Origin of the sequence: Collinsella aerofaciens, assembly GCF_027679495.1 — a bacterium.
Lineage (GTDB): Bacteria > Actinomycetota > Coriobacteriia > Coriobacteriales > Coriobacteriaceae > Collinsella > Collinsella aerofaciens_AK.
The window spans coordinates 1-2,476 of the sequence record NZ_JAQEKC010000050.1 but is presented as its reverse complement, the minus strand read 5'-3'; the positions used below and the strand labels follow the sequence as shown (position 1 = coordinate 2,476).

Sequence of the window (2,476 nt, the reverse complement as noted above, 5' to 3'; positions counted from 1 at the left end):
CACCCCGGGAGGGGAGTGAAACAGTACCTGAAACCGTGCGCCCACGAGCAGTCGGAGCAACTTTCAGTTGTGACGGCGTGCCTTTTGTAGAATGAGCCAGCGAGTCGCTGGCGCGGGGCGAGGTTAACCGAAAGGGAGCCGAAGCGAAAGCGAGCCTTAACAGGGCGACTTGAGTCCCGCGCCGCGGACGCGAAGCCGGGTGAGCTATCCGTGGGCAGGCTGAAGCGGGGGTAAGACCCCGTGGAGGGCCGAACGCACGTCGGTTGAAAACGGCGGCGATGACCTGCGGATAGGGGTGAAAGGCCAATCAAACCCGGAGATATCTCGTTCTCCCCGAAATAGCTTTAGGGCTAGCGTCGCGCGTTCACCGCCGGAGGTAGAGCACCGGATGGACGAGGGGGCTTCGCCGCCTACCGAATCCAACCGAACTCCGAATGCCGGCGGCCCAGAGCGCGGCAGTCAGAGCATGTGGGCTAAGCTGTGTGCTCGAGAGGGAAACAGCCCGGACCGCCCGCTAAGGTCCCCAAGTTCCAGCCGAGTGGCAAAGGATGTGCGTCCGCCCAGACAACCAGGATGTTGGCTTAGAAGCAGCCATCCATTCAAAGAGTGCGTAACAGCTCACTGGTCGAGTGGACATGCGCCGACAATACACGGGGCTAAGCTGGACACCGAAGCGGCGGGATTTTAATTCATTAGAATCGGTAGGGGAGCTTCCCATGGGCGGAGAAGCCGGAGGGCGACCGACGGTGGAGCGCATGGGAGTGAGAATGCTGGCATGAGTAGCGAGAGACGAGAGAGTAACTCGTCCGCCGTGAACCCGAGGTTTCCTGGGCAAGGCTAATCCTCCCAGGGTCAGTCGGGGGCTAAGGCGAGGCCGGTAGGCGTAGCCGACGCGCAGCAGGCAGACATTCCTGCACCGCGCACGCGGCGCTACGACCGACGGGGCGACGGATGGGGGTGGCTCGGCGGGGTTCTGGACGTCCCCGTGATGGAGCGCGGCCCGCGGACCAGGGAAATCCGGTCCGCAGAAGGGCGAGGCTCCGGACGAAGCGACTGAGCGAAGCGAGTGAGCCCGAGGTCCCTAGAAAAACCCCTAGGCAGGCGCGTGCGCGCCCGTACCGCAAACCGACACAGGTGGGTGGGTAGAACATACCGAGGCGATCGGGTCAACCATGGTCAAGGAACTCGGCACAATGGCCCCGTAACTTCGGGAGAAGGGGTGCCCGCGCGTACGTGAACCGGCTTGCCCGGGGAGCGGAGGCGGGCCGCAGTGGAGAGGCCCAAGCGACTGTTTACCAAAAACACAGGACTCTGCAGAAGCCGCAAGGCGACGTATAGGGTCTGACGCCTGCCCGGTGCCGGAAGGTCACGCGGAGGAGTTAGCCGATTCGGCGAAGCCCCGAAGCCAAGCCCCGGTAAACGGCGGCCGTAACTATAACGGTCCTAAGGTAGCGAAATTCCTTGTCGGGTAAGTTCCGACCTGCACGAAAGGCGCAACGACTTGGGCGCTGTCTCGACCATGGACCCGGTGAAATTGCACTGGTCGTGAAGATGCGACTTACCCGCGGAAGGACGGAAAGACCCCGTGAACCTTCACTGCAGCTTGGCATTGGCCGCTGGTCCCGCGTGTAGAGGATAGGCAGGAGGCATCGATCCGGAGGCGCCAGCCCCCGGGGAGCCGCCCTTGGAATACTGCCCTCGCGCGACCGGCGTCCTAACCCGAGGCCGTCAACCGGCTCGGGGACCGTGCCAGGCGGGCAGTTTGACTGGGGCGGTCGCCTCCTAAAGGGTAACGGAGGCGCGCGAAGGTCCGCTCGGGACGGTCGGCAACCGTCCTTTTGAATGCAAGAGTACAAGCGGGCTTGACTGCGAGGCCCACAAGCCGAGCAGGTGCGAAAGCAGGCTCTAGTGATCCGGCGGCCCCGAGTGGGTGGGCCGTCGCTCAACGGATAAAAGGTACTCCGGGGATAACAGGCTGATCTTGCCCAAGAGTCCACATCGACGGCAAGGTTTGGCACCTCGATGTCGGCTCATCGCATCCTGGGGCTGGAGCAGGTCCCAAGGGTACGGCTGTTCGCCGTTTAAAGCGGTACGCGAGCTGGGTTCAGAACGTCGTGAGACAGTTCGGTCCCTATCCTCCGTGGGCGCAGGAGAATCGATGGAGGCTGCCCCCAGTACGAGAGGACCGGGGTGGACGCACCTCCGGTGAACCGGTTGTCGACCAACGGCACGGCCGGGTAGCCGCGTGCGGCGCGGATAACCGCTGAAGGCATCTAAGCGGGAAGCCGTTCCAGGGATTAGTTCTCCTTCCGGTAAGGGCCCAGGTAGACTACCTGGTCGATAGACGGCAGGTGCAAGGCTGGCGACAGCCTCAGCCGAGCCGCACTAATCGCCCGAGCTCTTCCGGAACCGCACCTCGCGGCCCGCGGGACCCAGCGCTCATGCGCGGTCCGGGCACGAGGATGCCCCCGAGTCA

General features: G+C 63.8%; 1 rRNA gene. It reads left to right on the top strand.

The features are described from left to right. A 23S ribosomal RNA gene (locus PGW49_RS10245) occupies positions 1 to 2,410 on the top strand; the annotation flags it as partial. Positions 2,411 to 2,476: the final 66 nt, after the last annotated feature.